We start from the raw sequence: 16,342 nt of genomic DNA, 5'->3' as shown, positions 1-16,342 counted from the left end.
CCCTCACTTATTTAAATGACAAGCCTTCTTCTTTCAATGATGATTTCATAATCGGTAAGGAGGCTGGTCCAATACCATGCAATTTTAAGATATCCTTTTCCGTATACATAGATAGTTTTTCCAACGTATCAATACCTGCGTGTACTAATGCATTTCTTGCAGGTGAACTCAATTTGGAAAGGAAACCACTGCTAGGTTTATTTTCCTGATCACAGGTAGGGCAACTTGGACAATCTGTGCTTTTGTAAAATGGATGTCCTTTTTCACAAACTTTTAACCTTTTTTCTGCCAACCTCATCCCTCCAAACCTTATGCTTTTGTTCATTTTACCATATTTCCTCAAAGGGATTGAAAAGGGACACTTGAATTTTTTCATCAATTCATGCTCTTTTAAAGTTGGTGCTACATTTACTGACTTAGCAACTTTTCATAGGAATTGCATCTGATAACTTTTCGCACCAACTTTTTGTTTCTATCATTTAATATTCTCCAACTCCTCAAACAAGTCAGCTATATCTTTGTCCTCTTGTATTTCCTCATAACAAAAGAAGGAATTTTGACAATTGCGACTTGATTTTTTTACATTTTCTTTTTTGAACCTCGTTTTTTAAGGTACTCTTCTTCTTGCTTCTTCATATTTTCCGTAAATATATCGATTGACTTAACAGCCTCTTCCACAGTAAAAAAATGTTCGTAAACGTTCCATATTTCTTCTCCACTTCTCCATGCCATATACACAACAAGCTCAGCCATTTTCTGAGCAAGTTGACCCTCAGATTGTGATGTTTCCTTAATCAATCTCATTCGATTTGTCACATACCAATGTCTTGCTTTTTGAGAATAAAGGCTTAAACCCTCTTACTTCATAGCTTTGTTCCAGTGTCTATACCAAGAGTGATGTGTAAGAGCAAGAAGAATCCCTTTTGAAAAAAGTTTGATCAAAAGGGATTCTTCTTTAGCAGTTTTAAGTTAGGTTTTTATAAAAACGTTTGATTATTTTCTACCTGTGTTGCTCCACAATAGCGCCCGATTGTTGAATAACCTAGTATTTGACTTTTAAAAATTAAGTAGATATTATAGATATATTAAATCTATAATAGGAGTAATCATATGAAGTTAACAAAAGCAACTAACTACGCTCTACACACCATGCTATTTTTAGCTGTTAATCCCCCCAATGAGCATATTGGTGTGGCAAAATTGGCTGAACGCCAAGAAGTTTCAACAACATATTTATCTAAAATACTAACAATGTTAGTAAAGTCCGGTATGATTGAATCTGTCACAGGTGCAAATGGTGGCTATAAATTAAAACCGGGTTGGGAAAAACTTTCTTTACTCGATGTTATAAAAGCTATTGAAGGTTTGACGCCTATTTTTGATTATTGTCTAGGTCATAATCCTGATTGCTTAATTCAGAAAGCGATCGAATCAGCGGAGGAAAAGCTTTTAAATGAATTGAATCAAACACGTATAGTTGATTTGGCTAACAAAATGAATGAGAAATCTATGTAAATCATGATTTCTTTTACCCTAATTATAGATATTACAACTCTACAATATACATTATAGAGGAGGAGGAAAATAATTGATGAATAAATATGATTGTATTGTAATTGGTGCAGGACCAGCTGGATTAGGTGCAACCTTAACTTTAGGGAGAGCACGTAGAAAAGTTGCCATATTTGATAATGGAACAAATCGAAATCGTGTAACGCAAGAGTCACACGGTTTTTTAACAAGAGATGGAATTAAACCACAAGAATTCAAAAATATTGCAATTAAAGAATTAGAATCTTATCCTTCTGTGTCAATTTCAAATGAGACAGTTATAGAAGTAAATAAAGATGTACAAAATAATTTATTTTTAGTCAATACAACGAACAATAAATCTTATATAACAGAAAAAATACTGTTGGCTACCGGTATTCAAGAAGTATTTCCCTTGTCACAGATTAGGGAATATTACGGTAAAAGTTTATTCAGTTGTCCATATTGTGATGGCTGGGAGCTTAGAGACAAGCCGTTAGCTATAATTGCAGAAAATGATGACCACATTATTCATATGACTAAATTGGTTTATAATTGGTCAAAGGATTTAATCGTTTTTACTAATGGTCATCAACTATTCAATAAAATACGAAATGATTTTGAAAGTAAAAAGATTAATGTTTATACAGAAGTTATTAAAAACTTACATGGAGATAATGGTTACTTAGAAAGTATTGAATTAAAATCAGGTGAAAACATTCTAAGAAGTGGTGGTTTCGTAGTTCCTAGTTTTTATCGCCCAAATAAATTTGCGGAACAATTAAATTGTCAATTTGATGAAAACGGAGGAATTATCACAGACGGTGCTGGACGAACAACAGCAAATGGGGTTTATATTGCAGGTGAAACTGAAAAGGCAGGCCCCTCTTCTTTGATGATTGCTGCAGCCGACGGCAATAAGGTTGCTTCAAGCATAAACATGGATATAACAATAGATAGATTTTAAAGTATAAGCTGTTGAGTTATAAATGCAAACTCATCAGCTTTTTTATTATTAGGTCTAATAACTTAAAAGACTTATTCCGTTAAATGGGTATTTAATAAAAAAAGCACTATCCTTATTACAGGAAAGCGCCCGTTAATTGAATAACTATAAAGCTTATGAAGCTTTTTTAAAAGCTGAGTTATATAAAGGTGAGGTGATGTAATTCTATTACTACAAATCGGAGGATAACATTCCATAGACAAGGCTATCAGTCCATTCATTTTTATTCCAATAATTTTGGATGAAATGGGCTTCCTTTCTCATACCTATTCGTTCACACAATTTTTGTGAAGCTGTATTCCGTGCATCAAGATTGGCTTGTATACGATGTACATTAAATTCACTAAATAATTTATTAACCAAACTACTAACTGCTTCTGTTGCCAAACCTTTTCCAGCTACTTCATTAGAAAAACCATAACCAATCTCTACAGTGTCTTTCATATCTGTATACCATACGGATAGATCACCAACTACTTTAGTCTCGTATACAACTGCCAAACTTAACATTGATTCTTTAGTGAGTGCACTGTTTGCTAGCTTCTTATTAAATCTTTCCCGCATATCTTCTTGAGTCCATTTATTATGTAATAAGAATTTACATGTATCCTCATCATTATAAATAGCAAATACATCCTGTAAATCCGTACTCTTAAAAGGTCTAATTGTTAATCTTTCTGTTGTGAATTCCAAGTCAACTTTCCTCCCTTATATTCATTCTACAAAACAATTTTTCATTAGTATGTAACCCCTCCTTCTTAGATTTTACTTGGATTACATATCATTGTAAATTAACATCCTTCTCCCTCTAAACTGCGCCGTTAGTTTAAGTACTTTTCTCGACAATCTCCACATTCAATTAAATGGCCCGTTTGCGGAATACTGACTTTTTATAAAAATCCTTTAGTCTAAGCGTATCTAAAGGGGTATAACTTCGCGACTTTGTTTTAAACATCGTGTCTTTTTTATAAACATCGCAACTTTATATCAAAACCACATCTTATTTATGTTAAATGATAGCTGAATAAGGGCTGCTCCATAACTTAGTTTAAAAAGAAAAGAGATGGGATTCCGTGGAACCCCATCTCTTAGTAAATCCCCCATTAGCTTAAGTAGAAAATTAATAGGGTTAACTGATTCATTACTTTTGTTTGTTCGCTTTAGGAAAAGAATCTGTTTTTTTTGTCTCCAACATGCATATCATTATTTGAAAATCGTATCATCAAAAGGTTCCATCATAATTTCTTCTTTTATTTGAATTTGAGTATTTTCCTTTACATATTTTGATTTGTTTGAATTTGAGTCATTATGATCTCCCTGATTATCTTTTATTACAATTAGTACTCCTAAAAAGATTAAGAAAGATCCAATCCAAAAAGTGATACTAATAGTTTCACCCAAAATTAACCAACCCAATAATGTTCCAACAACTGGTTGGAAAAAGAAGAATATCCCTCCGCTAGAGGCATTTAACATTTGTAGACCACGATTCCACAATAAAAATGCAATAGCTGTAGATACTATTCCTAAATATAGCAACCCTCCCCATATCGTAGGGTTAGTTATTTCGTTTATGTTTAATTTAGGTAATCTTGTGATAACAAAAGGAGTTAAAACAACAAAAGCAATTAAAGTAGCATAAGTAGTTACCACAATTTGCGAGTAACCACTAGGTAAACGTTTTATAAGCACAGACATTAATGCCCAAGTTAATGCAGCGATAATAAGCGAGATTCCGCCTAGTAAACTAGACATGTCAATATTATCTATCCCAACAATAATGATTACACCAATAGTGGCTAAACTTACAGAAATAGCCTTTTTAAAAGTTAAACGTTCTTTAAGAATAAAGCTAGCAAACACAACCATAAATGCAGGTGTTGTAGCAGTTATAATAGCTCCCATTTGTGCGCTAGAAAGCATGGTACCTGTCTCTTGGGTAACAATTGAAATAGCGTATCCTACAATTGAAATTGTAATTATTAAACCCCAATGTTCTCTTTTAATTTTCCATTTTTGTTTAGAAACAAATCCAATGAATGCTAACGCAACAATTGCGACAAGGTAACGTAACCATACAAGTTCTAATGGTGGTATGACGTCTACGACTACTTTTACGACAACATACATACCTCCCCATATACTTGAAGCTATTATTAAAAATATAGAACCGAATATTGTATTTTTCATATTTATATACCCTCCGTAGTTTTAGGCTTGTTATGCCCTAACGGAGAGAAATATTATTTTTGTTCTCTCCGTTAAGATTGGAAGAGTACATTTGGTACATCGTTTTCAAATAATGGAGCAAAAAACATATAAACCACCTCACAATAAAAATATCTGCACCTATTGTAACAAATGCAAAGTTAATTAACTATGTTTCTTTTCGGTAATTCAAGAATATGGCCAAATAGCTGAATAAGGGAAAATCTTGCTTATAAACATAATTTTTTATCCAACCCTTTAAAATACCCCGCAAACCCTTATTTTATGATAAATAAGAAGAATCCCTTTTGAAAAAAGATTGATGAAACTGGATTCCTCTTTAGCAGTTTTAAGTTAGGTTTTTATAAAAAATTTGATTATTTTCTACCTGTGTTGCTCCACAATAGCGCCCGATTGTTGAATAATAAATTAGTACTTATACTTTTAATTGCTATCTAAGGATTTTTCTCTTTATAAATTCGCTCATTGAGTAAATTTTTAATAAAATAACCCGATATCTAAAATATCGGGTTACTGTTCGTTAATAAGTTGTATGGTTATTTAGAAAGGTTCTAGCTTACTTATTCAGAAACTCGTTTTTCTTTGATTCGTGGGGAATATTTCTTTTTATTGCTAGTCTTACTTTCAGCTTTCTCTTTTTGTATTGAAGTACCTTCAACATCAATATTTGGCAGGATTTTATCTAACCAACTTGGTAAGTACCATGCCGCTTTCCCCATCAACGTCATTACAGCTGGTACGATTGCCATTCTCACGACAAATGCGTCAAAAATGATACCAAACGTTAATGCGAAGCCCATGGATTTAATAATTGGGTCCGGAGCAAGCATAAATCCTGTGAATACTGCAATCATAATTAGACCTGCAGCCGTTACTACTCCCCCACTATCTTTTATCCCTGCAAGAATTGCCTTTTTGGCATCTTTGGAATGTGTAAATTCTTCACGCATTCTACTTACCAAGAATACCTCATAATCCATTGCTAGCCCAAATAGGATACCTATGACGATAACGGGTAAAAAGGCTAAGACAGGACTTGCAGTTGGGAAACCAAATAAACTATAGAAGTTTCCATCTTGGATGACAAAAACAACAAACCCTAAAGTGGCTAAAAGTGAAAGCAAGAAACCTAAAACAGCTTTTAATGGGACTAGGATTGATCTAAATACTAAAACTAATAGAATAAAAGCAAAACCTACAATAAGAGAAGCAAATAAAGGTACCGCATTATTCAACTTTTCAGATATATCAATATTAACTGCAGTTGCTCCAGTAACGTACAATTCTACTTGTTCTTTATTTTTATTGGATAACTCTCTTATTGAGTGTACCAAATCGTTCGTTTCAATATCATTAGGTCCAGTTTTTGGCGTAATTGAAATCATGAAAACATTTCCTGATTTACCCGGAACCGGAGGACTTACACTCTTTACATTCGGTAGATCTCCTAATTCCTCTGTTACTTTATTGATCTTCGGCTGAATATCTTTACTACTTTTATCTGTCTCAGCCAAGACTACTAATGAGGAATGATATCCGGGACCATATGCTTCACTTAGTAAATCATATGCCCTTCTTTCTGTTGTTTCATCTGATTTTGTTCCATTATCAGGTAGACCCAGTTGCATATGGAAGAATGGAATACTAACTACTACAAGAAAGAGAATCCCTAAAATCGTTACTGTCCAGGGTCTTTTAGTAACAAAGTTCCCCCATTTATTTGATTCTTTATTCTCCTTTTTCCTAGTGAATCTTGCTAAAAATTTATTTTTTCTTGAAGGGCCAATTTTATGGCCAAATACCACCAAAATTGCTGGTACAAAAATAACCGCTATTAAAATCGCAAACAATACACAAATTGCTGCAGAGATTCCCATCATTGTTAAAAACGGAATTTTTGCTACTCCTAAACCTAGCAATGCAATAATAACTGTTATTCCAGCAAATACAACCGCACTCCCGGCAGTTCCATTTGCAATAGCTATTGCTTCTTTCACACTATGCCCTTTTGCTAATTCTTGTCGGAATCTTGACATAATAAATAAAGCATAGTCAATTCCTACTGCAAGTCCTAACATGGCAGCTAATGCAAGTGCGAATGACGGGATATCAAAATAATTAGTTCCAATTAGAATAGATAAAATTCCTATACCCAAACCCATGACTGCTGTGATAATCGGCATTCCAGCTGCCAAGAAGGATGTAAATGTAAGTGCAAGAACAACATAAGCAAATGCTACCCCGATTACTTCTGAAATCCCTCCAATTTCTAATTCAGAAAACGCAACCGTCCCTGCTAACTCCGTTTGAATGCCTGCATCTCTCGTATCTTCAATACTCTCTAGAATGATTTCCTTTGATTTCTCTGTTACCTTAAATGCTGGTACATCATAAGTCACTACTGCATAACCAATTTTTTTATTTTCATTGTAATTACCTAATTCTGCAGGTGTAGCAACAGAGACAACAGATTTGTCCTCCTTAATTTTATCAATTGTCTCATTAATGGCATCCACAACTTCACTAGACTCTAATGTTTGGCCTTTAGGTGCTTTTAGTACTAGATTTACAGTACCAGGTGTGGGCTCATTTGTTGCCTGAAATTCTTTCTCTAGAATTTTACCTGCCTCGGCAGATTCTGTATCTGGAATAGACATCTCGTCACTAAAAGCCGGACCCATACTTAATGCAACAGCCGCTATAATAATGAGAATACCTAAAGTTCCTCCAATAACTTTCTTGTTATGATTTACAACCCATCTTCCAAGTTTATATAAATACTTCGCCATACTTAACTCCTTTCGAAAGCTTCTTTATTTCCTTACGTTCTAATCATAAAGGAGTGAGAAAAAAAAAATCGTACATACGGGTAAGTCCCCTATGTACGTTTGGGCAATTTATTTATCTAGCAAGCGGAATAAACCTTGGTCAATTGCAATTGCAACGGCTTCAGCTCTGGAGTTAACACCGAGTTTATTGTAAATATTAGTTAAGTGCGCTTTTACAGTACGTTCGGCAATTCCCATATCAAAAGCGATTTCCCTACTTTTAAAACCTTTTGCAACTGCCTGTAAGATGAATAGTTCTTTATCTGTTAAAGAAGCTGATTGCTGAGTATGACTATTCGATTTTTCCTGCTTGTATTTTAAAATTTTCGCCATAACATCAGGCTGTAAAAGAGTTTCACCTCTGATTGCGGATTCTAGCGTCCTAAACAGATTTTCTCTACTTGTATCTTTCAATAAAAACCCCTTAGCTCCTAACTCTATTCCTTTCACCATCAAATCATCTTCATTATACGTAGTTAATATAATAACCGGAATCGTCATACTCAATTCGCTCATTGTTTTTAATGTATCTAATCCACTCATTTCGGGCATATTTAAATCCAGCAAAATAATATCTGGCTTTGATTTATCAATCATATCCAGTGCGACTTTACCATTATTGGCTTCACCCATCACTTGGAAAGAATCATTGGTCTCTAAAATTAATTTTAGCCCTTCTCTTACTACTAAATGATCATCCACAATTAGTACTTTATATTTCAATGCTTATACCCCCCTAATCAATAGGAACTGTTATAACCAATTTCGTCCCTTCCCCTGGTACACTCTCTATTGTTATTTTTCCTCCTACTAACCTTACACGTTCTTGTAAGCCTATAAGGCCGTATTTCCCAGTTTGTTTTCCAATATTTTTGGTAGAGAATCCAATTCCGTTATCAGTGACTTCCATATATAACTGGCCATCTTTTGATTTAATCTTTATCCTTACCTGATTTGCCTGTGAATGCTTCATTATATTGTTCAAGGATTCACGGATTATATAGATACCATATTCCATTGATAAATTAGATAAAGAATAAACCTGATTGATATCTTTTTCCACATCGATGCCGGTTATTTCTTCGAATTTCTTTATTTCCTCTTGAACGGCCCTATGGAAATCCGCATCCTCCAATGCCCCTGTTCTCAAGTTATCAATCACTGTTCGGGCATCCTTCAATGTTTCTCTTGCCTGCTGCATTGAATTATGAATAATTTCATTAGATCTAGCAACATTTCCATTCTTTATATGAACACTAACAGCTTCTAATTGCATAATGAGACCTGCTAGACCTTGTGCTAATGTATCATGTAAATCCCTGGCCATTCTCTGTCTTTCATTTGACAAAGTGAGTTCCTCAACTTTTTGATAGGCTATTTCTAATTGCTGCAAATAAAATTCCATCCGCTCTCTTGCACGAACTTGGCGGTTATAGCTAACCGTATATACTATGACGATAAGCAAAATAACGAAGAAGATTGGAATAAAAATTGGAAGCTCACTTGCTCCGTAATTTATTGCCATAGCAATACAATATAATCCATAAGATACTATAAAAAATAAAATAGCCTTTCGTTTGCTATTTAGAATAATGATGCTTTGTGCTATTAATACTGGCAGTAAACCGATTAAGACGACAGGAGACCCTTTTGGTAATATAAAAGCTGAAATAAACAACAAGCTAGCCTGTGCAAAAAAGTAATACCAACTCTTACCCAAGCTAGAGGAACTTGTGAAAAAGTATAACACTACATGGACCGCTAAAATTAAACTAAAGATTAAGCTAGATATAAAAGTTGGTTGTTGAATATTTTGCAGTATTAATGCACCTACATAAACTAAAAGAATCCAAAAAATATTAGACAACTGCGAAAATATTATTCCTTCATTTGGCTCATGATCGAGCTTTTTCGATAATGGATGCGGTTTCTCCAAATCCTTTCACCACCTTACTACTAGTTTATACTACATCATTAGTTTATTAACTGTCCTTTCGTACAGGTCCTAAAGGGCAATTAGTCTAGTCCTTTTCACTAGGTTTCCTTTAACTATAAGAGTAAGAACACCCCGAAGGATGCATCTTAGTTAAAACCAAGTTTCCTTTTCTGCATAAGTACTTACTCAACAATATGGCCCTATAATGAGATGCTGATCCTTATTACAGAAGGTACTGCACCCCAAAAGTTAGAGTGAAAACTAACTTTTGGGATGCAGTACCGAATCGCGCCCGATCATTGAATAATGAAAATGCATGCAACCAAAGGGGTGTTTGTTTGGGTGCATTTTTAAAACACTTCTTCACAAAAAAATCCACTAGTTTAAAAACTGACTATATATTAATTCATCAAAATATTTATCTGATTTAGAAACAGTGTATCAATAAAAAGCTTAGCGTGATGCTTGAACATATCAATATAAGCGTCTTTACCCATAGCTAAGTCGCCTAATTCATCGACGTTGCCTTGTACGCTTACGATATCATTTTTGACATCTACAATTACCGTCATATATGTTTTTCCTTATAGACAACAATACAGGTTACTTGTTGTTTAACTAAATCGATAAGAGGATATTTGTCACGTACTCCCGTTGGTTTAAAAATCGTATGACCAATATTAGACTTATTTATATCGTTACCCATTCTCGCACCTCATTTCTTTCATAACTTTAAAAACATTTATTTTCCTTAATGTAAAAAAAGCTGCTGTGTCAAATATAGTATATCCTTCCTCAACCCTTGTTTGGTAACATTTCTTAAAACCTTGTTATTCCGCAATATGGCCCGATTGCTGAATAAGGAAAAATCCTGCATATAACAGGATTTTTGTTCAAACTTTTTTAAATTATCATTCTAAGTTCTAAAAAACAGTTCATCTTTTTATAAACGGTTAAATTTTGTTTAAAAAATACAAGTGGTCTACAAATAAAAAAGTACATCACTATTATCTTAGTGATGTACTGATTTGATAATACATTGTTCAACATTATATACCAATTCACTATTTTTCTAATTCTAACTATCATTAATAGGAATAATGTTTACAAATAGCTGTCTCTCTTATTTTACTTGAATGATTCCGTTTGGAAAAAGCCTACATTCACTTATTTTTCATTTACTGAGTAGAACGGGTTTAGCTACACACGCACTAGCCCTTCTTACGCTACTGATCATTTCCTTCTAATTTTCTGCATTTTAGCAAATACATAACCTGATAATCCAAATGACGCACTAATAACATAGAAAGGTCTCGTGAATTCCGTTATTTATATTTATTTAAAATTTCTGCGGGAATATGACAATAATCATTTGGACATCTGGTTAATCTATCTTGATGTTCCTCTGCACTTCTGACATAGTTTGTAAGGGGCAATATTTCAACCATTATAAGCTCGTAATCATTTTGCTCTCTAAGAAATGCCTTCGCCTCTTTTAAATGCTCAGGATTTTCACTATATACGCCCGTTCTATATTTCTCGCCAACATCCTGTCCTTGTTTATTCAAACTGTAAGGATCAATGATTTCGAATAAATAGCCCATTAAATCCCGAATGGTTACAACTGTTGGATCAAACCCTGTTTTTACACATTCAGCGTATCCATCATAATCGCCCTCAAGCGTACGACTTGTTCCATTCGCTCTTCCTGCTTCTGTAAACGTAACTCCTGGTAGCGTTTTTATAAAAGCTTGTACGCCCCATAAACATCCACCAGCCAAATATACTACTTCCATCATGCCCCTCCTTTTTTGTCTAAATACAGATCAATTTTATTATGAACCTATTCATAAAGGAAGGCACTCATCACATTCTTTACTAATGGCTAAAAATTATTAAACCTTAGATAAACGTAACGAATCGAGTATACCAAAATGATTTTTTAACAATTTGCGCAGTAGAAGTATCAGTATAAAAAGATGTAACTACTTTTTAACATGTATTACTTTGTAGCCAATAAATAAGATGAAAAACCAAACTGGTGCCACATATAGGGCAACACGCATATCTGGAATAAACGCCATTAACACAATCACCATTAATAAAAATACAATAGCAATATACGTAGAAAGTGGGTAAAGCGGAATTTTGAATTTCAGTTTGGCTACTTCCTCTTTCGTTTTTGACTTCCTAAATTTCAACTGTGCTAATAAAATAATCATCCAGCTTGTAATGACTGCAACCGTCGCAACAGCAGAAATATAGATGAACACTTTTTCAGGTACTACATAGTTTAAGACAACCGCGATTAATAACACAGCTGACGAAAATAATATCCCTCGACTCGGACTACCGTTTTTGCTTACTGTTTTAAAATATTCTGGACCATTTTTTTGAACCGATAAGTTGTGTAGCATACGTCCTGAACCATATAAGCCACTATTAAAGGCAGACATTGCAGCTGTAATGACGACAAAGTTAATAATGTGAGCCGCAGCAGGGATACCAACGTAATCGAAAATTTGAACGAACGGGCTACCTTCTGAGCCAACTTCGTTCCAAGGATAAATAACCATCATAACGCCTAGCGCCCCAATGTAGAAAATTAAAATACGCCAAACGATGTTGTTAATCGCTGATGGAATGGACTTGCTAGGATTTTTTGCTTCTCCTGCAGAAATACCCACTAATTCAACCCCACCGAATGAGAACATAACTAATACGAGTGACATTAAAATACCATGGAAACCATTTGGCATGAAGCCACCATGTGCCCATAAATTATCAAAGCCAATTGCTTCACCGTGATTGCCGACACCTAAGAAAATAATGGCTAATCCTAGAACGATCATCCCGATAATTGCCACAACTTTAATCATCGCAAACCAGAATTCGAATTCTCCATATGCTTTTACATTTGCTAAGTTTACAAGCGTCATCATCACAAGTACGACAAGGGCAGTTACCCATTGTGGAATATCTGGAAACCAGTAGTTAATATATACACCGACAACTGTTAGTTCTGCCATGCCCACGACAATCCACATGAACCAATATGTCCATCCAGATAAGAAGCCAGCAAAGCGCCCTAAATATTTATTCGCGTACATACTGAATGAGCCTGATACAGGTTCTGCTACTGCCATTTCGCCTAATGCACGCATAATGGTGAAAATAACTAACCCGCCAATTAAATAAGCTAGTAAAATAGATGGTCCCGCCATTTGAATGGTTGAACTAGAGCCATAAAATAAACCGACCCCAATGGACCCGCCAAGTGCAATTAATTGCATGTGACGAGTACTTAATTCCCGCTTTAGTTGTGAATCTTGATGATTATCTTTCATAATGCTTACTCCTCATACGTTTAGATTTTCAAATACTTGCTCAAAAAAGGAATAAAAAAAACGCCCTTTTGGATTAACCAAAAGGACGATTCAACTCGTGTTACCACCTTTAATTTATAAGCAATTCACATTACTTACCTTAAGAAGTACGGTCATTTGACGATACTCTCGCACATGATTACGGGTGCTTACCGGCGTAGCCTACTTAGAATAATCCTTTCGGTACACAGCTCCAAGATGAATTCTCAATCGTTTTACATGCACCTCTCATCGACCGGTAACTTTCTGTTCGTAAAAATAATTGATACTACTTCTTTTCATAGCCTTTGTTCTATACAAATATTTTTGAATTGTTTTTCATTTTACAGAAAAAAAATAGTTTGTCAATATAATTTTCAAAAATTCTTCATAAACCGCATAAATTACATATGACAATTCTATAGGCGGTTTAGTCCAGCTAATTTTTCCTGGTGCTAAAATTCTGTGTTATTCTTTCCCACTAAACTCCCATATATTTAAACCCTCGAAAGCTTCTGGTGCTTCAAAAAATTTAGTAACTTCAATAAACGTCGCTTCCGTGTCAAAAGCTGCTCTTTCGGGTTGTTCGTTACGCCTTTGCGCAATTTGACGCAAGCATTGCTGGTTATTTAAATTAAGGTAGATTAGTTGATGGTTTGCATTGACGTCTGACGCTATATCCAAAAACCACTTTCGCTGTTTTTGAGTGTTACCTGGAAAATCCATTACTACATGTGTACCAACACTCAAAATGTTTTGGACATGCTTTTTCACCATCGGCTTGAGCTGTGCTGATAATTTTAGATAGTCCTCAAATGATGTGATCTGATTGGGATAAAAAGAGGAAAGCCATTCATCCTCAGATAAAAGTACCGCATTTTTTTCTTTAGCCAATTGTTTTGATTTTGTTGATTTTCCTGCTCCCATTTTTCCACAGAAAAAGTATAGAGTCCCCACTTGTTTCATGTTTTTCTTCCCCCGAGCTTTTTTATTGGTTTTAGTTGTTACCCTACCCTTGTAAAACTATAATTTTTGGAACAACAAAAACGGATTCTACAAGCAAAATCCGTTCTTCGTCATTTCTTATAGTAACTCTAACACAATATTTGAGAATACATTAGCTGATATGTTATTGCTAAGATCCTATTCCAAGTGTTTTGGCGTCATCAAAAGCGTTCCATCGTTAAATCAGTATTTACTGAAACAGCAGCTTTATTACCTTTGGCAGCTGAAATCATTAAAGTGGAAGGTTTAGATCTTTCGGTTTCCCCTGCAATATATACATTTTTTTGAGTTGTTCTACCAACACCATCTGTTATGACTTTTCCATCTTCGTCAATATCACAGCCAAGCTTCTCAGCAAACTGATTGGGGCGATAATAAGAGGGGGCCACAAATCCACCCGACCTTATAATGGTGGCTCCTGATTCAAACTCTATTTTTTGCAAGTACCCATCATTACCTATGAGATCTTTTACCTTTTCTGATATTATTTTGATATTGTGTTTTTGTAACTCCATTTCACCTTCTTTAGATAAGTGAGCTCCATTCGTTAAGACAACCAAATCCTGTGACCAATTATAAATCAACTTAGTCAAATGCAGTACATGCTCTTCTTTTTCTGCCATCACCACTAATGGCTTATCCTTTTGCTCCCAGCCATCACAATACGGACAACTAAATAGACTTTTTCCATAAAACTTTCTTATACTTGGTATAGTAAATATTTCTTGAACACCGGTGGCGAGGATGATTTTTTCTGAAACAAATTCCTGACTCGTAGATGTTTTGACAGTAAATCGCTCATTACCTATATCCTTTATAATTTCAGTAACTGTCGCATTAAGATAGGAGACGGACGGGTAATTCACCAACTCTTTTAAAGCTATTTCTTTAAATGCTTGTGGTTTTATCCCATCACGCGTAATAAATCCATGTGACGCCTGTGTCACTCTATTCCTATTTGTCCCATCATCCATTAATGCAATATTTCTCCTAGCTCTTCCTAAAGTTAAGCCAGCACTTAACCCAGAAGGACCTCCGCCTATTATGATACAATCAAGAACAGTCATTTTTACCTCCGTATTGATTTGCTTTCTTTTGAATTGTAATTTGCATTCGAGAACTACATTATTTCCTACATCATGGATTTCCATTCTTTACACACTAATAACGCGAAGTTTTTGTTTATTTCGTATTAAAAAAGACGCATTCCTTTTTAAAGAAATGCAATTGTGGAAGATTTTTTAAGATAAATTTGATAATAGTTGTTCATAGCTCCTGAGTCTTTTGGGTATGTATGAATAAATTTTGAAATTTCATTGCTATCCTTTTTTGTGTGTTTCCAATTGTATTTGGAAAAGTTATTAGGTTTATTTATGTATACGTTGCACTCCTTCCCTCTTAAAGAACTTAACTTGTTAAAGGCTTTCTAATTAGTTCAAAGGAACTTCAGATCTACTGACAAAAACATCACCTTTAAAAATCCTTCCATCAGATGTTGTGACCACTATTGTATGGTCACCAGAAGAAGCAGCTGATTGGATCCATGTAGTAGAATCATTAGCCGCTAAATTATAAGTTTTTGTGTGACTACTCTGTTGAATTTGCACGGTTACATTTGTCCCTGTATTGTTTGTAACATGAAATTTATATTCCTTCGAATCTGATGGTTGCGCCCAGGACATTTTATAGATACCATTTCCTTTAAAAATATCTTTATCAGAAATGATTAAATGGTTTTCTGTTCCTTCCAAATCTTCAACAACATCACTGATTAAGGCATCTGACTCAATAGTACTCTCATCAATATGCTCAACCACCTGGATTTCATAGGAAATATCTTTGTTTGGTAGTTTAGCGCTCTTGGAAGCTAATACATCTTCTAGCTCTTTTTTTATGTTTTCGCTAGAACGTGTACTGGACTTAGGAATCGATATTTTTAGTATCGGTGAAGGTTTAATTGAAGGGACGTAAATGTCCACATCGTGATAATTATTTTCTTGTAAATAATCAAATACAATACCTGAAACCTCCATCATAAAACTCTCGGTCTCAACTTCGTGTAAACTTTTCTTAGTAATTTTAATATTGTATTGATTCAAATCTGTTTTATTTATATTTTCCTCTAAATACTTTATCAATTGTAATTCACTTTTAGTTTCATCCATTTCAATAAAAATTGTTGAATCTGGGGTTGCTTGAAAACTAAATAAACCAAAATCATCCCACGCATTCTCAAGGACAGATGCAATACGATCCCATTTTTTCTCAACATCAACATTCTTATTAGAGAAATTATCATTTTTATCGATGTTTACGTTGATTACCAATATGACTATAACAATTATTATGAAAACAGAAATAAAATTTCTCACTACATTCACTCCCCTCTGAATCTATTTCACTAATTTAATCGTCTCTTTTTTGAACTAATTACAAGAATGTT

16 protein-coding genes and 1 other annotated feature are annotated in these 16,342 nt (G+C 34.4%); of the genes, 2 read left to right on the top strand and 14 right to left on the bottom strand.

What is annotated here, in order from left to right; genetic code table 11:
• Positions 1–7 precede the first annotated feature (7 nt).
• Both LBYS11_RS09900 and LBYS11_RS09895 read right to left on the bottom strand, forming a co-directional pair.
• Complete coding sequence (locus tag LBYS11_RS09900; RefSeq protein WP_103118004.1) at positions 8–298, bottom strand: RNA polymerase alpha subunit C-terminal domain-containing protein; 291 nt, start codon at positions 296–298, stop codon at positions 8–10.
• A 281-nt stretch (positions 299–579) separates the two neighbouring features.
• A complete protein-coding gene (locus tag LBYS11_RS09895) occupies positions 580–804 on the bottom strand; it encodes a hypothetical protein (protein WP_103118003.1) in 225 nt (74 codons plus the stop codon).
• Positions 805–1,110: 306 nt separating this feature from the next.
• Here LBYS11_RS09895 and LBYS11_RS09890 point away from each other — a divergent pair, with 306 nt between their 5' ends.
• Both LBYS11_RS09890 and LBYS11_RS09885 read left to right on the top strand, forming a co-directional pair.
• The gene (locus LBYS11_RS09890; RefSeq protein WP_103118002.1) at positions 1,111–1,515 is read left to right on the top strand and encodes an Rrf2 family transcriptional regulator; all 405 of its coding nucleotides are present in this window, start codon (positions 1,111–1,113) and stop codon (positions 1,513–1,515) included.
• A gap of 76 nt (positions 1,516–1,591) precedes the next feature.
• Positions 1,592–2,497: an NAD(P)/FAD-dependent oxidoreductase gene (locus tag LBYS11_RS09885; RefSeq protein WP_103118001.1), complete on the top strand. Its 906-nt coding sequence runs from the start codon at positions 1,592–1,594 to the stop codon at positions 2,495–2,497.
• 210 nt (positions 2,498–2,707) lie between these two features.
• Here the strand turns inward: LBYS11_RS09885 and LBYS11_RS09880 are convergent, their stop codons facing one another.
• From LBYS11_RS09880 to LBYS11_RS09830, 12 genes are all read right to left on the bottom strand, one after another.
• Complete coding sequence (locus LBYS11_RS09880) at positions 2,708–3,229, bottom strand: GNAT family N-acetyltransferase (protein ID WP_103118000.1); 522 nt, start codon at positions 3,227–3,229, stop codon at positions 2,708–2,710.
• 510 nt (positions 3,230–3,739) lie between these two features.
• Entirely contained in the window at positions 3,740–4,726 is a 987-nt protein-coding gene (locus LBYS11_RS09875) for a DMT family transporter (protein ID WP_103117999.1), read from the bottom strand.
• A 599-nt stretch (positions 4,727–5,325) separates the two neighbouring features.
• Positions 5,326–7,554, bottom strand: a complete 2,229-nt coding sequence (locus LBYS11_RS09870) for an MMPL family transporter (RefSeq protein WP_103117998.1) — start codon at positions 7,552–7,554, stop codon at positions 5,326–5,328.
• Between the two features lie 108 nt (positions 7,555–7,662).
• Positions 7,663–8,316 (bottom strand): response regulator, encoded by a 654-nt coding sequence (locus LBYS11_RS09865; RefSeq protein WP_103117997.1) that lies wholly within the window; start codon positions 8,314–8,316, stop codon positions 7,663–7,665.
• 13 nt (positions 8,317–8,329) lie between these two features.
• Complete coding sequence (locus tag LBYS11_RS09860) at positions 8,330–9,529, bottom strand: sensor histidine kinase (RefSeq protein ID WP_103117996.1); 1,200 nt, start codon at positions 9,527–9,529, stop codon at positions 8,330–8,332.
• 401 nt (positions 9,530–9,930) lie between these two features.
• Positions 9,931–10,101 carry a hypothetical protein gene (locus LBYS11_RS23585; RefSeq protein WP_233732670.1) on the bottom strand — a complete coding sequence of 57 codons (171 nt, stop codon included), beginning with the start codon at positions 10,099–10,101 and terminating at the stop codon, positions 9,931–9,933.
• Positions 10,098–10,235 (bottom strand): hypothetical protein, encoded by a 138-nt coding sequence (locus LBYS11_RS23580; protein ID WP_233732667.1) that lies wholly within the window; start codon positions 10,233–10,235, stop codon positions 10,098–10,100. The genes LBYS11_RS23585 and LBYS11_RS23580 overlap by 4 nt, the downstream gene beginning before the upstream one ends.
• A gap of 619 nt (positions 10,236–10,854) precedes the next feature.
• The gene (locus LBYS11_RS09850; protein ID WP_103117995.1) at positions 10,855–11,325 is read right to left on the bottom strand and encodes a peptide-methionine (S)-S-oxide reductase; all 471 of its coding nucleotides are present in this window, start codon (positions 11,323–11,325) and stop codon (positions 10,855–10,857) included.
• Between the two features lie 189 nt (positions 11,326–11,514).
• Positions 11,515–12,876: an amino acid permease gene (locus LBYS11_RS09845; RefSeq protein ID WP_103117994.1), complete on the bottom strand. Its 1,362-nt coding sequence runs from the start codon at positions 12,874–12,876 to the stop codon at positions 11,515–11,517.
• 78 nt (positions 12,877–12,954) lie between these two features.
• Positions 12,955–13,206, bottom strand: a binding site (T-box leader).
• Between the two features lie 156 nt (positions 13,207–13,362).
• Positions 13,363–13,860, bottom strand: a complete 498-nt coding sequence (locus LBYS11_RS09840) for a P-loop nucleotide/nucleoside kinase family protein (protein ID WP_103117993.1) — start codon at positions 13,858–13,860, stop codon at positions 13,363–13,365.
• A gap of 200 nt (positions 13,861–14,060) precedes the next feature.
• Complete coding sequence (locus tag LBYS11_RS09835) at positions 14,061–14,966, bottom strand: NAD(P)/FAD-dependent oxidoreductase (protein WP_048393913.1); 906 nt, start codon at positions 14,964–14,966, stop codon at positions 14,061–14,063.
• Positions 14,967–15,329: 363 nt separating this feature from the next.
• Positions 15,330–16,271, bottom strand: a complete 942-nt coding sequence (locus tag LBYS11_RS09830) for a YolC/YozM family protein (protein ID WP_103117992.1) — start codon at positions 16,269–16,271, stop codon at positions 15,330–15,332.
• Between the last annotated feature and the right edge of the window lie 71 nt (positions 16,272–16,342).

The organism is Lysinibacillus sp. YS11, from assembly GCF_002896375.1.
Lineage (GTDB): Bacteria > Bacillota > Bacilli > Bacillales_A > Planococcaceae > Lysinibacillus > Lysinibacillus capsici.
This window is presented reverse-complemented; position numbering and strand designations above follow the sequence as displayed.

Excerpts from the sequence above, each read along its gene's own strand:
- LBYS11_RS09850 (WP_103117995.1), bottom strand. The coding sequence starts at position 11,325 with ATGGAAGTAGTATATTTGGCTGGTGGATGTTTATGGGGCGTACAAGCT.
- LBYS11_RS09840 (WP_103117993.1), bottom strand. The coding sequence starts at position 13,860 with ATGAAACAAGTGGGGACTCTATACTTTTTCTGTGGAAAAATGGGAGCA.
- LBYS11_RS09875 (WP_103117999.1), bottom strand. The coding sequence starts at position 4,726 with ATGAAAAATACAATATTCGGTTCTATATTTTTAATAATAGCTTCAAGT.
- LBYS11_RS09895 (WP_103118003.1), bottom strand. The coding sequence starts at position 804 with ATGAGATTGATTAAGGAAACATCACAATCTGAGGGTCAACTTGCTCAG.
- LBYS11_RS09835 (WP_048393913.1), bottom strand. The coding sequence starts at position 14,966 with ATGACTGTTCTTGATTGTATCATAATAGGCGGAGGTCCTTCTGGGTTA.
- LBYS11_RS09890 (WP_103118002.1), top strand. The coding sequence starts at position 1,111 with ATGAAGTTAACAAAAGCAACTAACTACGCTCTACACACCATGCTATTT.
- LBYS11_RS09885 (WP_103118001.1), top strand. The coding sequence starts at position 1,592 with ATGAATAAATATGATTGTATTGTAATTGGTGCAGGACCAGCTGGATTA.
- LBYS11_RS09870 (WP_103117998.1), bottom strand. The coding sequence starts at position 7,554 with ATGGCGAAGTATTTATATAAACTTGGAAGATGGGTTGTAAATCATAAC.
- LBYS11_RS23585 (WP_233732670.1), bottom strand. The coding sequence starts at position 10,101 with ATGACGGTAATTGTAGATGTCAAAAATGATATCGTAAGCGTACAAGGC.
- LBYS11_RS23580 (WP_233732667.1), bottom strand. The coding sequence starts at position 10,235 with ATGGGTAACGATATAAATAAGTCTAATATTGGTCATACGATTTTTAAA.
- LBYS11_RS09845 (WP_103117994.1), bottom strand. The coding sequence starts at position 12,876 with ATGAAAGATAATCATCAAGATTCACAACTAAAGCGGGAATTAAGTACT.
- LBYS11_RS09900 (WP_103118004.1), bottom strand. The coding sequence starts at position 298 with ATGAGGTTGGCAGAAAAAAGGTTAAAAGTTTGTGAAAAAGGACATCCA.